Below are 17,056 nucleotides of genomic sequence, written 5' to 3' on the forward strand. Positions count from 1 at the left end.
TTTTAGTTTAAATTTATTTTTTGTCGTATGCCCATGTTAAATAAATAGATCCCCAAGTGAATCCGCCTCCAAAAGCAGCGAAGATCAAAGTGTCTCCTTTTTTAAATAAATGTTCAAAATCACTAAGTACCAAAGGTAAAGTGGCTGATGTTGTGTTACCATATTTCTCAATATTCATAAGCACTTTAGAATCCTCGAGATTCATTCTATTTGCTGTAGCATCAATAATACGTTTATTAGCCTGATGTGGAACTAACCAATTTACATCATCATTTGTCAAATTATTCCTTTTCATGATTAATTCGCTAGAATCTGCCATGTTAACAACCGCATATTTAAAAACAGTTTTTCCGTCTTGAATAATGTTATGTCTATTTCCTTCTATAGTTTTAACAGAAGTAGGATTTAGTGAACCGCCTGCATCAATTTTTAAAAAGTCTCTGCCTATTCCATCGCTTCGAAGATACTCATCTTGAAGTCCGAATCCTTCATAATTAGGTTCAAATAAAACGGCTCCAGCTCCGTCTCCAAAAATAATGCAAGTGGATCTGTCTTTATAATCCACGATTGAAGACATTTTATCAGCTCCAATTAAGAGTACTTTTTTATAACGCCCTGATTGTATGTATGCAGCAGCAGTTGACATTCCATAAAGAAAACTGGAACACGCGGCTTGCAAATCGAAAGCAAAAGCATTAATTGCACCTATTTCTGTAGCAACATAAACGCCTGTGGCAGCAACAGGCATATCTGGAGTTGCTGTAGCCATTATCAATAAATCGATTTCTAGAGGATTGATATTTGCTTTGGCCATTAAATCTTGCGCAGCCTTTATTGCTAAAAACGACGTTCCTTTATCCTCATCTTTAAGAATTCTTCTTTCTTTTATTCCTGTACGAGAGGTAATCCACTCGTCATTGGTATCAACCATGGTTTCAAGAGCTTTGTTTGTAAGTACAAAGTCTGGAACATAAGCTCCAACAGCGGTAATTGCGGCTGTGATTGTATTCATTGTATGCAATTTATTTCTAGTCAAATATTGCTATTTGAAAATTTTTAAAAGACGTGAAAATTACAAAAAAAATTCCATTCTCTAAGACATAGAACTTCTTTTAACATTGATTATAAACAACAAAAAAACTCTCACGATGTGAGAGTTCGAATATAATTTACAAAAATGTATTAAGCAACAGCTACAGACTTATCTATAACAACTTGCCCTCTGTAGTACATTTTACCTTCATGCCAGTAAGCTCTGTGGTATAAATGCGCCTCTCCTGTAATAGGACATGTAGCGATTTGTGCTACAGTAGCTTTGTAATGTGTTCTTCTTTTATCTCTTCTTGTTTTGGAGATTTTTCTCTTAGGATGTGCCATTTTATGATATTATTTATCCGTTAATAGTTGCTTTAATTTGTCCCAGCGTGGGTCTATATTTTCTTCTTCTTTATTCTCTTCTTTTATTTCTTTAACTTTAAGTTCATTGAGCTTGGTTAAAGCTTCTGTTTTTAAAGTCCCGTCTTTTATTCCAGGATGAACACGTCTTAATGGAACCGACAATACAATCATTTCATAAATAAATTGTGCAATGTCAATTTCAAATTCGCCATGCGGCAAAATCAATAACTCTTCATTGTCATTATTGAATTCTTCTCCAAAACGAACTATTAATTTCATCTTGCCTTTAATTGGCAAATCAAAATCTTCACTTGTCAAATCACAAGGTACATTTACAGTCCCTTTGTGCTTTAAACTCAATTCTAACAGCGTACTTGTCTTTTCTAAAACGACCTTGACGGTAATGTTTGAATCTTGATATTCGTTAAAATCAAAGATTTCAAAGAACGCATTATCGATTTGATATTCAAAATGATGTTTTGCTAGTTTTAATCCTGCAAAAGGAATTAAAAATTCTTTTGTGTTCTTCATTTTAATAGCAATTTGCCCTTATTTCGACGCTTCGGAACGGGAGTGCAAAGATATAAATATATTGCAAAACTAATAATGTTATTCACTTTTTTTTGTTTACAACTGTTTTTCTTTTGTTTTCAATGGTTTTTCAGTGATTATCGCATGCTGATTTCTCGAATGATAAATATCTATTGCTAAATATACTGCCTCTTTAAACGAATTATAATCAGCAATTCCTTTGCCAGCAATGTCATAAGCAGTGCCATGATCTGGCGATGTTCTTATCTTGTTTAAACCCGCTGTGTAGTTAACACCGTTACCAAAAGACAAAGTTTTAAATGGTATTAATCCTTGATCATGATAAGCCGCAATTACCGCATCATATTTCTCATATTGATTACTCCCAAAAAATCCATCCGCAGCAAAAGGTCCAAAAACTAAAGTTCCCTTATCAAATAACTTTTTCAAAGTTGGCTTGATAATTAAATCATCTTCAGAACCAATTACTCCTCCATCACCACAATGCGGGTTTAAACCTAGCACAGCAATTTTTGGTTTAATAATGCTAAAATCTTGAATTAAGGATTGCTTAATTGTTTGAATTTTTTTTGCAATTAATTCCTCAGTAATATGCAATGCTACTTCGCTTACTGGTATGTGATCTGTTAGTAATCCTATTCTTAAATTATCCTGAACCATCAACATTAGGGCATTGCCTTCTAATTCTTGATCTAAATAATCAGTATGTCCTGGAAATTTAAATTCTTCTGATTGTATATTATACTTATTGATTGGTGCTGTTACTAGAACATCGATTAATCCTTCATTTAAAGCTTTAGTAGCAGCAACAAATGATTTAATTGCATATTCGCCGGCTTTTGCGTCGCTTTCGCCAAGTTTTACATCAACAACTTCTCGCCAAAGATTTAGTACATTGATTTTACCAGGCACAATTTGATCAAGCTTATCAATACCATGTAACAAGGAAGTGGACTGAAACGTTTTTTTAACAAACGATAAAAGTTTAACATTTGCAAAAATGACAGGAGTACATAATTCCAACATCCGAGAATCCTCAAATGTTTTTAGAACAACTTCGCTTCCAATACCATTTAAATCTCCAATGGAAATTCCTACGATTATATTTTCTGCTTTTTTCATAATGACTTCACGTTATTTATTGCTAATTTTGAAGTGCAAATTTAGTAAAATAAAACAAGAAATGTTTACAGGAATCATAGAAACCCTTGGTACCATCCAAGAAATTAAGAAAGATCAAACTAATGTCAACATCACCATTAATTCAACAATCACAAACGAATTAAAAATTGATCAGAGCGTCGCTCATAATGGAGTTTGCCTTACGGTTGTTGCAATAAGTAACAACTTATACACTGTTACGGCTATTGACGAAACAATAAATAAAACCAGTTTAGGTTCATGGGAAGTCGGAGACAGTGTAAATCTTGAAAGAGCAATGAAGCTTGGTGACCGTCTTGACGGACATATTGTTCAAGGCCACGTGGATCAAACTGCGACTTGTATTGTTGCCAAGGAAACTAGCGGAAGCTGGTTTTACACTTTTGAATACGATGGAAAGCCTAACAATATTACAATTGAAAAAGGTTCTATTACCGTTAATGGAGTGAGTCTAACAGTTGTTGATTCCAAAAACAATCAATTTAGCGTTGCTATTATCCCTTATACTTATGAACACACCAATTTTAAATCTTTTAAAGTAGGCACAAAAGTTAATTTAGAATTTGACATGATTGGAAAATATGTTTCTAAGCTCTACGCTAATAAATAAAAAAATCAAACCCCTTTAATTTCGTAAAGGGGTTTGATTTTTTTTATTTCTATAGATCATATAAATTCCAAAAACTACAGCCACAACAATAAATACGGTCAACAAGCCATCGATAGGAACAACAGGAGGAGCAGGCTCATTAGGTGGAGGTGGTTGAGCAGTTGCTGTATTTATAAACACAAACAGAGCAACAATTATAAAATAAAATTTATTTGATAAGATCTTCATAAATGGGGGAAATATAAAAATAAAAGCTCAATTGGCCTGATTCCATTTTAACTGCATACAAATTAAACATATAGTTTGTTTAAAAAAAAATAATCAGCGAAAAAACATGTCTTTCAACTCAATTAATAGCATTTAAATTTAAACAGCCAAAAAAAGCCTTACATTTCTGCAAGGCTTTTTTTATTTTGTGGTCCCACCTGGGCTCGAACCAGGGACCACCTGATTATGAGTCAGGTGCTCTAACCAGCTGAGCTATAGGACCGGTTTAGAGTTTGCAATATTACTACTATTTTTGGTTTGCTCCAAATGTTTTTAGAAATAGATTTACATATTCTTTTCTTAAAGTTATTTAATTTGCACAAAACAACTGGCAATTAGAACACTACTCATTCTAATTATCTGAAATTATTTTATTTCTTGACATAATTCTATTAAAACTCCATTGGTGCTTTTAGGATGTAAAAAAGCAACTAACTTATTATCAGCTCCTTTTTTAGGGACGTCATTAAGGACAATAAATCCCTCTTCTTTCAAACGCGCAATCTCTGCGGTGATATCCTCAACATCAAATGCAATGTGATGAATCCCCTCTCCCTTTTTTTCTAAGAATTTTGCGATTGGACTTTCAGGATTTGTAGCAGCAAGTAACTCAATTTTGTTTGGTCCGCTTTTAAAAAAGGAGGTTGAAACGCCTTCACTTTCAACTTCTTCATGTTTATAAGCGGAAGCGCCAAAAAGTTTTTCGAAAACTAAATTTGATACTTCTAAGTCTTTCACAGCAATTCCAATATGTTCTATCTTCCTCATAATACGTAGCATTGATTTATACGTTACTTCAAAATCAAATTGGTAAGCGAACCTGTTTGACTTTTTTTTGCCGTAAAAATAAACATTAAATAAAAATAATTAAAGCATTCTTACAGTAAGTTAAAATATAGCGATCATAATATTGCTGTAAAAATTTCGCTCGCATGATTTATAATTGTTATTTTGTAGATTTTAATTTTGAAACCATGCTTAAAAATAATTTTAAATATACCATCTTTATTTTCCTTTTTATTATTTTTAGTTGTGCCAAAAGAGGCTCTATAACTGGCGGTCTAAAAGACACAATTGCACCGGTTTTGAAAATTAGTTTCCCAGAAAATTTTAAAACTAATTTTACAGGAAATCAAATTAAGTTAGTATTTGACGAAAATATTAAATTAAAAGATTTAAACAAACAATTGATTGTTTCACCACCTATGAAAACTGAGCCAACTGTTCTTCTTACAACAGTGTCAAAAACAATTACAATAAAAATAAAAGATACGCTTCAGCCCAATACGACTTATAGTTTTAATTTTGGTCAAAGCATCGCTGATAATAATGAAGGAAATCCCTACAGCCAGTTTAAATATGTTTTTTCCACTGGTAATTTCATCGATTCTCTAAGTTTGAATGGAACTATAAAAAGCGCTTACGACAAAGAAGTCGAATCATTCGTGTCGGTTATGCTGTATGAAGTCAACGAGAATTTTACAGATTCCATCGTTTATAAAGAAACGCCTAGATACATAACTAATACGTTGGATAGTTTAAAATCATTTCGTCTTGAAAATTTAAAAGCTGGAAAATACCTTCTTGTGGCGTTAAAAGATTTAAACAACAATAACAAATACAATCCAAAGACCGATAAAATTGGTTTTTATCGTGACTTTGTGACGATACCAACTGATGCAACACCAGAGTTATCATTGTTTAAAGAGGAAATACCTTTTAAAGCTTTTAAACCCGTCCAGGCGTCTGGAAATCGGCTTTTTTTGGGTTATGAAGGTGTGGTGAATGCGAACGCAACCAAACCACAAATTACATTGAAAGACAATGATGTCATGCTATTAAGTCTTGCCACAAAAGTTCTTCAAAAAGATTCGCTTCAAATTTGGTATAAACCCATCAAAGCTGATTCTTTAAATTTGGCTGTAGCCAAAGAAAAGTACAGCAATAATTTTACTTTTAAAATCAAAAATCAAAAAAAGGACACATTGGATATATCTGCTATGCAATCCAACGAACTGAAATTTACAGATCGTTTTACCTTAGAAAGTACCACTCCGTTAATTGCAATTGATAATTCAAAAATAAATGTAGTTAATAACGCAAAAATTAAGGTGCCTTTCACAACTGAATATGACGAATTTAACCAAAGGATTTTCTTTGATTTCCAGAAAGAACCTTCAGAAAATTATAATTTTTCACTTTTGCCTGGGGCTTTAAATGATTATTATGGAAAATCAAATGATACACTAAAATATAAAGTTTCAACTAAAAATACCTCTGATTATGGGAACTTAACTGTTGTGTTGCAAAACATAAAACAGTTTCCGGTCATTATTGAACTCACTGATTCAAAAGGTGATGTTGTTGCAACCGAATATACAGAGGAAAGTACAACAATAAATTTTAACTTAATTGACCCAGCGCTTTATACATTGCGAGCTATTTACGACAGTAACAAAAATAAACTGTGGGATCCAGGCAATTACTTAGAAAAGCGACAACCCGAAGAAGTCATTTATTTTTCCAAAGAACTAGACGTAAGAGCAAATTGGGATGTCAATCAAACATTTGACCTGAGTCTGCCTTATATTCCTGAAATAAAAAAGAAAGCAGTTAAAAAAAAGTAGAATTTTATCGCTTTTCGATTCTAAAATTATCTTTATCATTCAAGAATCCCAGTTTTTGTCGCATTTCAATCATTTTGTCTTTTTTGAGAGATACAAAAAGTAAACCTTCAACTTCTTCTGGCTGCAAAACATAGTCTCCAAGAAAATCTACTACTTGTGAGTGACCTATATATTCATGCCCGTTTGCATCAGTACCTATTCTATTTACACCAACGGTATAACTCATGTTTTCTATAGCTCGAGCTTTCAATAGTGCATCCCATGCATTAATTCTGATTTTTGGCCAATTGGCCACATACAGCAACAAATCATATTCTTCATGATTGCGGGAAAATGCCGGAAAACGCAAATCGTAACAAATAAGCGGACAAATTTTCCAACCTAAATAGTTAACCACTATTTTTTGGTTGCCGCTAGTATACAGTTTGTCTTCTCCAGCCAAAGTAAATAAATGACGTTTATCATAAAACTGAAGATCTCCAGATGGAAAGACAAAAACTAATCTATTGTAGAAATTTCCATCCTCTTTAATTACTAAACTTCCAGTAATTGCGCAGTTGTTGGCTTTCGCTAAAGCTTGTAGCCACAGCATTGTTACTCCATCCATAGCTTCAGCAACGCGCTCAGGATTCATAGTAAAGCCACTCGTAAACATTTCAGGTAAAATAATAAGATCTATTGATTCAGAAATTGATTCAATCTTATTGGTGAGAATAATTCTGTTTTGAGATGGATTTTCCCATGATAGCTGGGTTTGGATCAGCGCTATTTTCATTGTTTTATAATAAACTTAAAAGGTTTCAAACTTTGATAGGATTGTAATTTATTACGGCTTTTATTGTTTTGTTGAAAAGTACTAAAATCTTTAAGATTTTCTTTTAGAATTCAAAAAAATTTTCGAAGTCCTTTCAACGTATTTTAAAAAGTGATGCCTACTATTTAAAGCATTAATAATTTTGACAGAGAATTTATTTTTAAAATTTAATTATCTGACAATCAATTATAACTAAATTATTATAATTAGATGGTGTTTTTTATTTGAGATTCATTTGATAAGTCAGTCTCCTTACACTTAAACGCTTTTATAATAGTACTGCTAATTTTCTTATACATTGCCCTTTCATTTAATAAACAAATCCAGCGTAAACGACAAACATCAAGTTTTTTTTAAAATGTTAAATTTGAAAAAAGGTTATTTAAAAATTAGAATTTATACTTGTTGCGTATTTCGATACGAAAAAGGTGATTTATGTGATGTAATAACTATCTTTATTTGATCTACTTTTAAAAAACAGGGTGTTTTATAACCATGTAACGAATGATGTAAACTCGCTTTCGTTCTTAAAAATATTTATTAAAAACAATAATTACCTCTTTGTGTTTTGTAATTGTATCAGTGACATACTTTTAGTAAATAGCGCATCATCATCTTAACACGATTTATATAAATTAGAAAACGATTCATGCAATTAAGCGTCGAACACTGTAGATCTGAGTTCTCAATGTTTTCGCCTCTTGATGTCAGGAAAACTATGTTTGGATAAAATTGCCAAAACAAAATTTCTATGTTAAATGATTGATTAAACAAATTAAAAGCACCATCCAAAAAAAGACTAAACTATCGGCTGCATAAGAGACTTACACCGGTTTTTTGATTTTTCTTGTTTTCAAACGATTGAAGTATTTCTTTTAAAATCTTACGCTCATTCAGTGTGATTGCTTTTTTTACGTTTCGTTGAAAAGCCACTTCTTCGGCAAAATCGACATCGATTTGAAGATAGTAATCAAAATTTATTTTATCCTCTTTGCTCAGACTGTTTTCAAAATAATCGAGAATTAATTGATCTTGATTCATTATTTAAATTTTAGCTAGAACTTTTAGTTGTTTTAAACATCTAGATTTTTGACTTTTTAGGACATCTTTATTTATATATCCTAAATCAGATAAGATTTCGTCTAATCTTTTTTCTTCATAATAAAAAAGGCGCAACAATTTTCTGCATTGTTCGCCTAGTTTCCCAAAACCTTTTTGTAGTTCAATTATTTGTAAATTAATTCTTTCTTCGTTATATTCCTCATACATCACTTCAACTTCTTCACACTCATCAAACGCACAATTTCTTGATTCTTTCTTAAATTTTTGAAAAATCATACACTTTCCGATTCCAAATAAATAAGTCGATAAACTACTTTTTAAATCGTCAATTTTTCCTTTTTTCGCATTTTCAATTAGCGCAACAATGGCGTCTTGATAAATATCACAAATATCATCCGATTGTAAATTGTATCTTTTAGCGAAAAGGAAGAAACCAATTTTATTTTCATCGTAAAAATCACGAATGGCTTTCTCATCATTTTTCTTTAGTGATTCAATCAAATAATTGAGTTTAATCATTTGTAGCATTTTTATAGAGAAGTAAATAAAGCTAATTTATAAAATTTTTGTTAAATAATGTTTACTTTTTCTAAGATCTTTCACTAATTAAAAAACACTAACTACTTAGTTATGACAAATTTAGCAATTATAATCGTTTTAATGCTGAGCTATCTTTCACTTATGGCGCAACAGACTGTAGGTGGCAAAGTCATAAAAAATTCAAAAGATCAAACTTACAATTGGGGGGAACGTAAGGGCAGTGAAACCGTTGACGAAGCTTTGGACAAGGTAGAAAATAAATTAAAAAATATCTTTAAAAAGAAAGACGAAAAGAAAAAAGAAGTAGCTCAAGACGACTCACAAAATTCTATAAATGATGCCAACCAAGGACAATCTTCTTCTAGTTCAACAAAAAAATCGTCTTCAAAACCTAATAAAAAGAATTCTAAATTCGATTTTGAACTAGGTCAAAAACAGCCTAACTTCGATCATTTTTCTACAACCAGCGTCAGCGATTTTCCATTAGATAGGAACACTAATTCTTCGGCTCAAATTACAACGCTGAACGATAATAGTCAAAAATGGCTTTCTATGACAAAAGATGGTTATTTTCAACCTGATTTTGTTACAAATATGCCTGATAATTTTACGTTAGAGTTCGATATCATTATGTGCTTCCAAAGCTCCAATGTTTTAGATTACCAATTCTTTATATCGCCTTCTAAAAATCCTAATAAAGATTTGGCTAACCATTATCCTGAAAATTATTTCCAATTCAACTGGACGGGTTGTTCTCAATCCGCGGGATTTACATTAGTAGAAAAAGACGAAACAATCAGTTCAAATAATAGACTTGTAATTCCTGAATTGTCGTGCAATGATAGTTCTAATTAAGGTACTATTTCTAAGTTTTCAATTTGGAGACAAAACGGAAGACTTCGCATTTATATTAATGAAAATAAGATAATTGATTTGCCCCAAGTATTTGATGCAAAACAAAAATACAACATTTTTAAAATTGGAGTAAGTCAAATGAATTTCGCCAATGGCAGAGAAAATGACGATGAATTTTTTCAGCCTACACCACTATTGCAACCACCAGATTTGGGGATGCAACAACGCTAGTAAAAAAATAAAATCTAACTCAATTAATAAAACTTTAACAATGAAAAAGTATCTTCTATTCCCAGTGTTTTTTTTGGTGTTTGCCGGTGCTAACGCACAATTTCTAAAAAAGTTAAAACAGAAAGCCGAACAAGCAGTCACAAAAAAAGTAGAGAAAGCATTCGAAAATAAGAACTCTGGAGATATCCAAGTCGATAATACAAACGATAAAGCTGCTGCTACAGAAGAAAAAGCAAGCACTGGCACCAATAATTTAAAGGTTTATAGCAAGTTTGATTTTGTGCCTGGTTCCACGATTTTATATTTCGACAATTTCGAAAAAGACAACATCGGTGAAACACCCTTGGGATGGATAACCTCCAATTCTGCTGAAGTAGTCACCATTGATGGGCTGGAGGGTAACTGGTTAAAGATGTCGTCTACCAGCGCCCAGCACATCACCCGAAACAAAAAGCAGAGCTGGGGCAATAACTTCACCATCGAGTTCGATCTGCTGATAGTGAAAAACAACTATGATCCGCGTATTGATATCAATCTTATAAATACGGGTGGCAATATGGTAACTGACGAAAATATCTTAAGAAATGATAAAAAACCAGCTATTAACTTTTCTGCAATTGTGGGTGGGGATAATAAAAGCAGGGCAAGCTTGTACGCCTTCGATAAAAAATTATCAGATGTAATGGTTGAAAGTTTGCCTTATGGCAATGCTGTACCGGTACATGTAAGTATGAGCGTGCAGGGTAAACGCTTTCGCATGTGGTGGAACGACCGCAAATTGTATGACCTTGCAGCCGTGAGTGAGGAGTACGTCCCTAACCAATTGCAGTTTGCATTTGGCAGTGTTGGTGGTTCAGAATTTTATATAAGTAATTTACGGGTAGCAAAAGATATTCCCGATACCCGCGCAAAATTCGAAGAAGGAAAATTAATAAGCAACCTTCTCTTTTACACAGGCACGGCCAAATTAAAACCGGAAAGCATGGGCGCGTTGCTTGACGTAAGCAAAATTTTAAAAGAAGCCACAACACCCGTAAAAATTGTTGGCCATACAGACAGCAACGGCGACGATGCAGCCAATCTAAAACTATCGCAACAAAGAGCAGATGCTGTGAGGGAAATCTTGATGAGCCAGTACAACATTGATGAAAATAAATTAACAACCGAAGGCCAGGGCGAATCGCAACCCATTGCTGATAACACATCGTATGAAGGCAAAGCACAGAACCGTCGGGTAGAATTTATTTTTAAACCAGGAGCTGACAAATATATTCCGCCAGCCGGAACTTCTAAAAGTTCCATTAGTACCAACAAACCTAAAGCAGCAAGCCCAGCGCTATCATCTTCAGGTGCTGCAACTGTTGCGCTACAAAGTAAAATTCTTACTATTAACCTACCTTATGCGCAATTTATGAAAACAGGCGAATCCAGTTACACCTTTATTGCCAGTATAGAAGAGGGCAACAGCAAAGAAAATTATGTCAAGATAGAGTTGCGATCTATAAACCTCAGCTTTAAACCCGAAATATTTAATTTTGAGGAAAACAACAGAAAGAACCCTTTGTATGGCACAAAGAAATTTGCAGAAATTAGAAAAACTGAAGCTATTCTTCATTATGGCGCAGCACAAAAGCCATATATCTATCAGTTCTCTCCTGTTGTGGCAAATGGTCACATGGCAACATTCTACACTGAATCGCTAAGTCAAAAATTACCACCGGCATCTCCCAATTGTAAATTTGTGATAGAAAAGGTAGAAGATGGAAAAGCAAGCGGCTATTTTATATCCGGGATCGTTGTTGAGGGTTTAAAACCTATCACAAAAGGCGATGGCATGCAGCAGACTTTCACAACGGGTTTTTCCGGTGAAATGAAATTTACTTTTAACAATGTGCCTGTGTATTGAATAATTCCCATAAACAGAATAAATTGACAATAAAATTTAATGAATTTTTGTAAAATCATCTCATGAAAAAAAGTCTTCTCTTAGCAATATTTTTTTTGATACTGGCTGTTGCTGACGCTCAAACTAAAACAAAACAAAACGAAAAAGTAAAAACGGCTCAATCGCAAATGAATAAGGCGATGGAAGTTGCTATGAAAGATATGAGCGAGGAAGAAAAAACAGAGATGAGGAAAATGATGAAAGAGGTGATGCCAGAAATGGCAAAAAAGCCCGGATCTGATGTCATTTCTTTTACCGATAACAAAAAACTTGTACCTGCAAAAGATGTCGCTCGTACGAGCAGCCTATCCAAAAAACCATTTACAGATGAAGATGTGACCGCCAATACCGCTTTGCTTTACAGTAAGCTAATGGCTAAAATACCTATGTCTGAAAAAATCCTATTATCAGGCGTTATGGCTAAAGCTAGTACGGGTTCTCTGCTTATGGAGGCGGCTACCATCTCTTTTATACAAGGGCATAATAATGTGGCCATCGGACTGGCTATAAAAGCGGTGCAAGAGGAGCCAAAAACTAGTATTTATCAAAACAATCTTGCCGCTATTCTATCTCAAAGCGGTTATCCTGAAAAAGCCATTCCTTATCTGCAGAAATTAGAGGTCCAATTCCCATCGAACAGCACGGTGCTGCACAATCTTGGCTATGCATGGCTGCAATTGGGAGACGTGGATACAGCCAGCAAGTTCTTTGGTTTTGCTGCGGCCCGCAATCCGTCCAACCCTGAAACAGCGCTTTGCCGCGGGGTGATTGAAGAATTGCGGGGCGATCCTAAAAAAGCCGCTGACCATTATGTGGAGGCTTTTGAACAGGCTCCTAATCCGTTTACTGAAAACATGGCTAAAAATGTAAATGCAGAAAACCGTCTTGATAAAATTGATTTTAATAAATTGAAAAGCCGCATCAGCATCTATGAATATTTCAAAAAAGATTGGATAAAAATTACGGTGCTGGTGGATGATGTGTCGGCTTATGAAAGTAACCGGAGCATCCAAAACGGCTTCTCGGAGATGTTCACCAGGCTGGAGGATAAAATAGATGTGATGTCAGAAGCCAGCAACGCCGAAGTTGAAGCATTGGCAGATCAAGGCGAAACGGAGTTCGCCCAAGTAATGATGAAGGAAAGTCAGAAAGGTTATAGTATGATCAGTTTACCTGCAGTTTACATACAAAAGATTTTGATGTTTCATATGTGGAATTGGCAGCAAGATTATGTTATCGAATACAGCGATTTACTTGATGAAATTCAAAAGCAAAAACAGCTGATGACAACCTATGGTGAAAATGATAAATGCGCCGATTATGACAGAAAGAACAATGAGTTTTTAAGATATGCCAACCCATTGATCAGACAGTTTCATGCAACAAAAATTGAAGAAGCTCGTGTTTGGCTGAATGCATTTTGCACCTGGGGCTGGTATATAGCAGGCAATCCCAAAAATACGGTTCTGACACAATGTATCAGTTGGACATCATTTCTTACCAAAATGTATGAGAATGCTGTACATGATCAGTATACCTTTGCGCAAACCTGTGTCAATCAAAATGGTGATGGTGTCACTTATATGGAAATGCCAACTATTCCAAATTTTACATGTCCCGCTATTGTAAGCATTCCATTTGGTTTGGATGAGTTGAGGCTGAGTGCTGACGCCGCGAACTTTGATGACAATAGTTGGGGCATTCAAAAAGCGGTAGGCTCGAGGCATCGTAATTTAACCTTAGGTTATGGCACCGATAAAAATTACATCACCGAACCTGGTAAATATGGAAACCCATTTACAAAAACCGGTAATGGGAGCATCACGCCACCAGGTATGGGTATCAATGATTTAGTACCGCTTTCAAAGGTATTGGATGACCTGAATCCACTTGACCCAGCCCTTCTGGACACCGATAAGAAATTATCTTCAAAAAGGATACGCGATGCCGCCATGGCAAGGCAACTTTTAAATGAAATGAATAAAACAGAATGCCCAGGAAAACTGCCACCGAAAAAATCGAGGAAAGAAAAGTTTGAGTTTGGTGTTGGAAAAATTGAATTGTTAGAATGGAGTGAAGACTTAAATGCCTGGGTTGACGATAAAGGCGAACTGATGTATGATAAAGATTTTAAAACCTTTGGAAAGCTTGAATTATCTTTGGGTGAACTGCAGCTATTGGAATGGAACGAAGACTATAATGCGTGGGTCAACGATAAAGGGAAACTGATGTACGATAAAAACGGTAAAACTTTTGAAAAGTTTGCAATCGGCGTCGGGGAAATTGAATTTGAGGAGATCCAAACAAGCGGTCTGCAAACGGTCATCAACAATGGAATGGAGGCAGTAGGAACAGTTACAGATTTTATTAAAGGCTTATTCAATTGATAGATTACTAAAACTAAGAAACGTGGCTCTGCATCTTTATCCTGACGTCAATAGCTCTAATAGTACACAATTGCAGAAAAGAATTGTGGTTATAATAATCGATAAAAAAAGAGTCTAAGCTGAAAAGCCTAGACTCTTTTTTTTATGATCACTTTTACTTAACTAGGATCTTTATCATCCTAATCGTGCCCTTCCAATTTGACAAGCTTGTTGTAAACACCTCGAAACAAAATGGTGAAGCCCATTGCCCAACAAATAGAGCTGTGTTTTATTGTTAAGTAATTTTAGCGTTACGGAAGCACCCAATGCTCATATAGCCGCCCACAGAAATAAATCAGATGATAATTTTGAACGCTACTAATAAAGTCGGGTATCTGCTGAGAAAAAGAGGCTTCCACATAAGTGTACTGGCTTGAGACAAGGGTCGCAACAAAGACTTCCACCGGCTTTATTTCGCCTGCTTCCCCGTCAATGATATGGAGTTGCTTGCCCGCATAATCAATGAAAAGCTTTTCCCCTGCATTGTGGGTAGTATGTATTTACTTTCCGATTTGCGGTTCCATTTATTGTAATGTTAGCAGAATTGGCTCTACATCACCCCTTCGGGGTGTTTTGCCTTATACGCTCCCCAGAGAATATGACGGAAAACATTAACACGTTTTAATTCCTTTTGAAATAAGGAAAAAAGGAATATAAATCTATGTGAATCTGATCTCTGTTCAAAGGATGCAACGCGGTGGGAACTTCAAAAAGCACCTTTAAATCTTCACCCTTGAGTTCAAGGAGTTCCTTTAAACAAAACCCCGCAAGCGGCAATGGCTCAAAGATATTTGATGATAGCTGTCCTTGATTTTCCAAGGCTTTTAGCTATTTGATTGTTTAAAAGACCGTTGTACTTCATTCTTATAACTTCTCGTATCATAACTGATCCTATTGATTTATTGACCATACTTATGTGATTTGATCACAATGTAGGCCTAAAATTCATCATCAAAACTGTTCAGTTTGAACCGGAATGGGGTGTTCAGTTTGCTCCGGAGTGAGGTGTTCAGTTTGCTCCGGTAAACCCATTATTCCTAATTTTAGCCCAACTATCTACGTAAAGCAACAAATCATAATCTTCGTGATTACTTGAAAATACAGGAAAACGCAAATCGTAACAAATAAGCGGACAAATTTTCCAACCTAAATAGTTAACCACTATTTTTTGGTTACCGCTAGTATAAACTTTGTCTTCTCCAGCCAAAGAAAATAAATGACGTTTATCATAAAACTGAAGATCTCCTGATGGAAAAACAAAAACTAACCTATTGTAATAATTCCCCTCCTCTTTAATTACTAAACTTCCAGTAATTGCGCAGTTGTTGGCTTTCGTCAAAGCTTGTAGCCACAGCATTGTTACTCCATCCATAGCTTCAACAACGCGCTCAGGATTCATAGTAAATCCACTCGTAAACATTTCTGGAAGCACAATTAAATTTACCGCCGAAGTGATTTCAAGTATTTTCACTTCAAAATAATCGCGTTTCGACTGTGGATTTTCCCAAACTAAAGGCGCTTGAATTAAGGTTACTTTCACAATAGTTTGTTTTTTATAAAGGTAAAAACAGTTGCTTATGTTAAAGTACATATCCACTACATTTTTAAGAAAAAAAAATGGTACAAAAAACAAATTTTCTTTCGGGTGAGGGATAGCAGTGAAAATCCTTTTATGAAATGGAATGGAATAAAAGATTGCAACGTATAGCCCGACATTGTGAAGGCTTTTTAGCCGAGACAATGGCACCTCTAAAAACAAAAAAACGCATTCAATTTACAAATTGAATGCGTTTTCTAAAATTATATATTAAGATTTTATCCCTTTAAACTCGCTGATAAATACTCTCTGTTCATTTGAGCTATGTACTCTAACGAAATTCCTTTTGGACATTCTACTTCACACGCACCAGTATTAGTACAATTTCCAAAACCTTCCGCATCCATTTGAGCAACCATATTCAATACACGATCAGTAGCTTCTACTTTACCTTGTGGTAGCAAAGCATATTGTGACACTTTTGCCGCTACAAATAGCATTGCAGATGAGTTTTTACAAGAGGCTACACAAGCACCACAACCTATACAAGTTGCAGCATCAAAAGCTTTATCAGCATCGTGTTTAGGAACAAGAATTGCGTTAGCATCAGTTGGGTTTCCAGATGTATTAATTGAAACAAATCCTCCTGCTTGTTGGATTCTATCAAATGAACTTCTATCTACAACTAAATCCTTGATTACTGGAAAAGCTTTTGCTCTAAAAGGCTCAATAAAAATGGTATCTCCGTCCTTAAACATTCTCATGTGCAATTGACAAGTTGGAACTTTTCTATCTGGACCGTGCGCTTCACCATTAATATATAATGAACATGAACCGCATATTCCTTCACGACAATCGTGATCAAAAGATACTGGTAAATCTCCACTGTTTATTAAACCTTCGTTTAAAACGTCTAGCATTTCAAGAAAAGACATATCTTCATCAATTCCATCTAATGGATATTCAACGATTTTACCTTCTGCTTTGGCATTTTTTTGACGCCATATTTTTAATGTAAGTTTCATATTTTT

The 17,056-nt window shown here is 34.5% G+C and carries 16 protein-coding genes and 1 tRNA gene; 5 read left to right on the forward strand and 12 right to left on the reverse strand.

All coding sequences use genetic code 11. The features are described from left to right. Positions 1–13: 13 nt before the first annotated feature. The 4 genes from BUB42_RS01390 to pdxA form a co-directional block, all read right to left on the reverse strand. Positions 14–1,012: a beta-ketoacyl-ACP synthase III gene (locus BUB42_RS01390; protein ID WP_073016457.1), complete on the reverse strand. Its 999-nt coding sequence runs from the start codon at positions 1,010–1,012 to the stop codon at positions 14–16. Between the two features lie 170 nt (positions 1,013–1,182). Continuing rightward, a complete protein-coding gene (gene rpmF, locus BUB42_RS01395) occupies positions 1,183–1,377 on the reverse strand; it encodes a 50S ribosomal protein L32 (RefSeq protein ID WP_007137315.1) in 195 nt (64 codons plus the stop codon). 9 nt (positions 1,378–1,386) lie between these two features. Further along, entirely contained in the window at positions 1,387–1,929 is a 543-nt protein-coding gene (locus BUB42_RS01400) for a YceD family protein (RefSeq protein WP_073016459.1), read from the reverse strand. A 96-nt stretch (positions 1,930–2,025) separates the two neighbouring features. Then, positions 2,026–3,075 carry a 4-hydroxythreonine-4-phosphate dehydrogenase PdxA gene (pdxA, locus tag BUB42_RS01405; RefSeq protein WP_073016461.1) on the reverse strand — a complete coding sequence of 350 codons (1,050 nt, stop codon included), beginning with the start codon at positions 3,073–3,075 and terminating at the stop codon, positions 2,026–2,028. A 58-nt stretch (positions 3,076–3,133) separates the two neighbouring features. Between pdxA and BUB42_RS01410 the strand changes: the two genes are divergently transcribed. Further along, positions 3,134–3,721 carry a riboflavin synthase gene (locus BUB42_RS01410; protein WP_073016748.1) on the forward strand — a complete coding sequence of 196 codons (588 nt, stop codon included), beginning with the start codon at positions 3,134–3,136 and terminating at the stop codon, positions 3,719–3,721. A 15-nt stretch (positions 3,722–3,736) separates the two neighbouring features. Here the strand turns inward: BUB42_RS01410 and BUB42_RS01415 are convergent, their stop codons facing one another. From BUB42_RS01415 to mce, 3 genes are all read right to left on the reverse strand, one after another. Continuing rightward, the gene (locus BUB42_RS01415) at positions 3,737–3,949 is read right to left on the reverse strand and encodes a hypothetical protein (RefSeq protein WP_073016463.1); all 213 of its coding nucleotides are present in this window, start codon (positions 3,947–3,949) and stop codon (positions 3,737–3,739) included. Positions 3,950–4,137: 188 nt separating this feature from the next. Next, positions 4,138–4,211, reverse strand: a tRNA-Ile gene (locus BUB42_RS01420). A 143-nt stretch (positions 4,212–4,354) separates the two neighbouring features. Continuing rightward, entirely contained in the window at positions 4,355–4,756 is a 402-nt protein-coding gene (gene mce, locus BUB42_RS01425) for a methylmalonyl-CoA epimerase (protein WP_073016465.1), read from the reverse strand. Between the two features lie 164 nt (positions 4,757–4,920). Here mce and BUB42_RS01430 point away from each other — a divergent pair, with 164 nt between their 5' ends. Beyond that, the gene (locus tag BUB42_RS01430) at positions 4,921–6,615 is read left to right on the forward strand and encodes an Ig-like domain-containing domain (protein ID WP_317614885.1); all 1,695 of its coding nucleotides are present in this window, start codon (positions 4,921–4,923) and stop codon (positions 6,613–6,615) included. Between the two features lie 4 nt (positions 6,616–6,619). On the opposite strand, the gene BUB42_RS01435 is transcribed toward BUB42_RS01430, so the two are convergent. From BUB42_RS01435 to BUB42_RS01445, 3 genes are all read right to left on the reverse strand, one after another. Further along, the gene (locus tag BUB42_RS01435; RefSeq protein WP_073016466.1) at positions 6,620–7,390 is read right to left on the reverse strand and encodes a nitrilase family protein; all 771 of its coding nucleotides are present in this window, start codon (positions 7,388–7,390) and stop codon (positions 6,620–6,622) included. Positions 7,391–8,233: 843 nt separating this feature from the next. Further along, entirely contained in the window at positions 8,234–8,470 is a 237-nt protein-coding gene (locus BUB42_RS01440; RefSeq protein ID WP_073016468.1) for a hypothetical protein, read from the reverse strand. A gap of 3 nt (positions 8,471–8,473) precedes the next feature. Further along, complete coding sequence (locus BUB42_RS01445; RefSeq protein ID WP_073016752.1) at positions 8,474–9,010, reverse strand: RNA polymerase sigma factor; 537 nt, start codon at positions 9,008–9,010, stop codon at positions 8,474–8,476. A 111-nt stretch (positions 9,011–9,121) separates the two neighbouring features. On the opposite strand from BUB42_RS01445, the gene BUB42_RS01450 reads away from it, so the two are divergent. The 3 genes from BUB42_RS01450 to BUB42_RS01460 all read left to right on the forward strand — a co-directional run bounded on the left by BUB42_RS01450 (position 9,122) and on the right by BUB42_RS01460 (position 14,449). Continuing rightward, positions 9,122–9,886 (forward strand): hypothetical protein, encoded by a 765-nt coding sequence (locus BUB42_RS01450; RefSeq protein ID WP_139257244.1) that lies wholly within the window; start codon positions 9,122–9,124, stop codon positions 9,884–9,886. 271 nt (positions 9,887–10,157) lie between these two features. Continuing rightward, entirely contained in the window at positions 10,158–12,023 is a 1,866-nt protein-coding gene (locus tag BUB42_RS01455) for an OmpA family protein (protein ID WP_073016471.1), read from the forward strand. 62 nt (positions 12,024–12,085) lie between these two features. Beyond that, entirely contained in the window at positions 12,086–14,449 is a 2,364-nt protein-coding gene (locus BUB42_RS01460; RefSeq protein WP_073016473.1) for a tetratricopeptide repeat protein, read from the forward strand. 1,048 nt (positions 14,450–15,497) lie between these two features. Here BUB42_RS01460 and BUB42_RS01465 read toward each other — a convergent pair. Together BUB42_RS01465 and BUB42_RS01470 are read right to left on the reverse strand one after the other, a co-directional pair. Then, on the reverse strand, positions 15,498–16,028 hold the full coding sequence (locus BUB42_RS01465; protein ID WP_084118268.1) for a nitrilase-related carbon-nitrogen hydrolase: 531 nt from the start codon (positions 16,026–16,028) through the stop codon (positions 15,498–15,500). Between the two features lie 275 nt (positions 16,029–16,303). Further along, positions 16,304–17,050: a succinate dehydrogenase/fumarate reductase iron-sulfur subunit gene (locus tag BUB42_RS01470; protein ID WP_073016476.1), complete on the reverse strand. Its 747-nt coding sequence runs from the start codon at positions 17,048–17,050 to the stop codon at positions 16,304–16,306. Positions 17,051–17,056 lie beyond the last annotated feature (6 nt).

This window comes from Flavobacterium micromati (assembly GCF_900129585.1).
Taxonomy (GTDB): domain Bacteria; phylum Bacteroidota; class Bacteroidia; order Flavobacteriales; family Flavobacteriaceae; genus Flavobacterium; species Flavobacterium micromati.

Bases quoted from the DNA above. Each gene is read 5' to 3' on its own strand.
- BUB42_RS01470 (WP_073016476.1), bottom strand. From the start codon at position 17,050: ATGAAACTTACATTAAAAATATGGCGTCAAAAAAATGCCAAAGCAGAA.
- mce (WP_073016465.1), bottom strand. From the start codon at position 4,756: ATGAGGAAGATAGAACATATTGGAATTGCTGTGAAAGACTTAGAAGTA.
- BUB42_RS01390 (WP_073016457.1), bottom strand. From the start codon at position 1,012: ATGAATACAATCACAGCCGCAATTACCGCTGTTGGAGCTTATGTTCCA.
- BUB42_RS01400 (WP_073016459.1), bottom strand. From the start codon at position 1,929: ATGAAGAACACAAAAGAATTTTTAATTCCTTTTGCAGGATTAAAACTA.
- BUB42_RS01410 (WP_073016748.1), top strand. From the start codon at position 3,134: ATGTTTACAGGAATCATAGAAACCCTTGGTACCATCCAAGAAATTAAG.
- BUB42_RS01450 (WP_139257244.1), top strand. From the start codon at position 9,122: ATGACAAATTTAGCAATTATAATCGTTTTAATGCTGAGCTATCTTTCA.
- BUB42_RS01415 (WP_073016463.1), bottom strand. From the start codon at position 3,949: ATGAAGATCTTATCAAATAAATTTTATTTTATAATTGTTGCTCTGTTT.
- BUB42_RS01440 (WP_073016468.1), bottom strand. From the start codon at position 8,470: ATGAATCAAGATCAATTAATTCTCGATTATTTTGAAAACAGTCTGAGC.
- BUB42_RS01435 (WP_073016466.1), bottom strand. From the start codon at position 7,390: ATGAAAATAGCGCTGATCCAAACCCAGCTATCATGGGAAAATCCATCT.
- rpmF (WP_007137315.1), bottom strand. From the start codon at position 1,377: ATGGCACATCCTAAGAGAAAAATCTCCAAAACAAGAAGAGATAAAAGA.
- BUB42_RS01460 (WP_073016473.1), top strand. From the start codon at position 12,086: ATGAAAAAAAGTCTTCTCTTAGCAATATTTTTTTTGATACTGGCTGTT.
- BUB42_RS01430 (WP_317614885.1), top strand. From the start codon at position 4,921: ATGATTTATAATTGTTATTTTGTAGATTTTAATTTTGAAACCATGCTT.
- BUB42_RS01445 (WP_073016752.1), bottom strand. From the start codon at position 9,010: ATGATTAAACTCAATTATTTGATTGAATCACTAAAGAAAAATGATGAG.
- BUB42_RS01455 (WP_073016471.1), top strand. From the start codon at position 10,158: ATGAAAAAGTATCTTCTATTCCCAGTGTTTTTTTTGGTGTTTGCCGGT.